At 51.4% G+C, this 2343-nt stretch carries 2 protein-coding genes and 1 pseudogene; all 3 read left to right on the forward strand.

Annotated features, from left to right (window positions below; genetic code table 11):
- Window positions 1-532: pseudogene (locus NTH01S_RS11355) on the forward strand (phosphogluconate dehydrogenase (NAD(+)-dependent, decarboxylating)); the annotation flags it as partial.
- 140 nt (window positions 533-672) lie between these two features.
- The gene (locus NTH01S_RS11360; protein ID WP_068173762.1) at window positions 673-1533 is read left to right on the forward strand and encodes a Cof-type HAD-IIB family hydrolase; all 861 of its coding nucleotides are present in this window, start codon (window positions 673-675) and stop codon (window positions 1531-1533) included.
- Window positions 1530-2126: a 6-phosphogluconolactonase gene (pgl, locus tag NTH01S_RS11365; RefSeq protein ID WP_084367362.1), complete on the forward strand. Its 597-nt coding sequence runs from the start codon at window positions 1530-1532 to the stop codon at window positions 2124-2126. The genes NTH01S_RS11360 and pgl overlap by 4 nt, the downstream gene beginning before the upstream one ends.
- The last annotated feature ends 217 nt before the right edge of the window (window positions 2127-2343 follow it).

Below are 2343 nucleotides of genomic sequence, written 5' to 3' on the forward strand. Positions count from 1 at the left end.
AGCACTGGCACCGGGTAAGGGCGATGTTGCACGTACGCCGAACCGTGATGCGGAAGGTCTGGACCCGCGCGCCGAGCAGGGTTACCTGCATTGCGGCCCGGCTGGCTCAGGTCACTTCGTGAAGATGATCCATAATGGCATCGAATACGGAATGATGCAGGCCTTTGCGGAAGGGTTTGATGTGCTCAAGAGCAAGAACAGCCCTGTTCTGGCCGAAGGTGAGCGCTTTGACCTGAATGTTGCAGATATTGCTGAAGTCTGGCGCCGTGGCAGTGTTGTATCTTCTTGGCTGCTGGATTTGACGGCGGAAGCACTGGCGAAATCTGGTGATCTGTCTGAGTTCTCAGGTGAAGTATCGGACTCGGGTGAAGGTCGCTGGTCGATCGAAGCGGCGATTGAGGAAGATGTTCCCGTGCCTGTGATGACCGCATCGCTGTTCACGCGTTTCCGCTCACGCAGTGGCAACAACTTCGCTGAGAAAATCATCTCCGCACAGCGCTTCGGCTTCGGCGGACATGTCGAACCAAAGTAAGCGTTGATTTGGTATTTGAGAGTTTGCCCCTTTTTGAAGGAAGTCCTCGAAAGGGGGCGAGCTTTCGCTAAAACAATACCATGGAATGGCTCCATTCAGCGCATCAGAGTGGGGCCATGCTTGGTCGGGAGTGTCGTGTAATGTCCGTTGATCTTGATGCTATTCATGCTGATCTGTCTCCACCGGCAGAGCGTATTCGGCTCGTCGTCTCGGATCTGGATGGGACGCTCCTGACACCTTTGAAAAGCGTGACCGATGCGTCACGGCAGATGGTGCAGCGTTTGAGCGCTTTGGGCGTTCCTCTTTGCCTTGCAAGCGCGCGTCCGCCTGCTGCTGTCATGCCTGTTGTCAAAACGCTAGGGCTTACGGGGCCATCAGCCGCGTTTAACGGTGGAGCAATTTTTCGGCCCGACGGTACGTTGGAAGTAAACCGTGTGCTGGATGCGGATGTTCTGAGTGTTGTGCTGGATATTTTGCATGTTCATCGGGTGGAAACATGGTTTTTGCGCGGTTCAACATGGCTCGTTGAAGATGCGTCAACGGGGTTTGTGGCCCTAGATCGGCGCATGACGGGTTTGGAGCCTACGGAAATTCACTCTTTACGTGATGAGCGCTACGACATCGGTAAAGTGGTGGGTGTAAGTAATGATTATGATCTTTTGCGGCGCATTGAAGCGGAATTAGGCGCAATGCTCAAAGGAGAGGCGAGTGTACGCCGTTCTGCTGAGACAATGCTTGATGTGACGCCAGCTTTGGCCAACAAAGGCGAGGGGTTACGTCAATTGGCAAAAGCCTGTGGCGTTGAACCTCATGAAGTGGCTTGCATTGGGGATGCTCAGAATGACCTGTCGATGTTCGCGACGGCGGGGTTAAGCATTGCTATGGGGCAAGCTGAGGAAGAAATAGTTGCTGCCGCTCATTTTCAGACGGACACAAATGAGCGAGAAGGTTGGGCTCAGGCGATTGAGCGCTTTATTTTGCCAAGGATACAAAAACCATGACCACCGATATCCGTAACGCTTCCCTCGAAACGCTCGTTGATTCAGAGGCTGTAGCGCTTCGTATGGCAGAGTTGCTGATCGAGGGGGTGCAGGCCAAGACGGATGGACTGTTCCGCGTAGCGCTTTCAGGTGGTTCTACGCCGAAGCGTTTGTTTGAGCTTCTGGCGTCAGAACCGTATCGGAGTCGTGTGGCGTGGGATCGGTTACAGATTTTTTATGGTGATGAGCGCCATGTAGAAGTCGGTCATAAAGACGCTAACCAAACCGTTGCGCAGGCTGTCTTACTTAGGCACGTCCCAGTTCCGGCTGAGAATGTTTTCCCTATTCCGACGGGCGCTACCGTTTCAGCAGATGCGGCGGTTTATGAAAAGTCTCTAAAGGCCGTTTATGGCGCGGACACCTTGGAAAAGGGGCGCCCCTTGTTTGATTTGGTGATGTTGGGACTGGGTACAGATGGCCACACGGCATCTTTGTTCCCAGGGCAACCGGTCCTTCATGAAACGAAGGCATGGGTTGGTGTTGCTGCGCCAGAAATAGCACCATATGAGCGTATAACGCTGACCTATCCGGCGATTGTAAAATTATTACAATAAATTCAAATGGTTAATATAATTATTCCCCCTTACAAAATCAGACAAAAAGACGTATTTAAAAATTAATTAATAAAACCGTAGCGTCCCGCAACATATTGCGACAAAAATGACACATTTAGAAATACAGTGATTTTTCGTGTATTATTTCGGTAGAGAAACAAATTCTCCAATGGCAATCATCGAAACGAAATGACATTGCCTGTGGCATATAGCGTTG

Source organism: Neokomagataea thailandica NBRC 106555, assembly GCF_001598495.1.
Lineage (GTDB): Bacteria > Pseudomonadota > Alphaproteobacteria > Acetobacterales > Acetobacteraceae > Gluconobacter > Gluconobacter thailandicus_A.

Excerpts from the sequence above, each read along its gene's own strand:
- NTH01S_RS11360 (WP_068173762.1), top strand. The coding sequence starts at position 673 with ATGTCCGTTGATCTTGATGCTATTCATGCTGATCTGTCTCCACCGGCA.
- pgl (WP_084367362.1), top strand. The coding sequence starts at position 1,530 with ATGACCACCGATATCCGTAACGCTTCCCTCGAAACGCTCGTTGATTCA.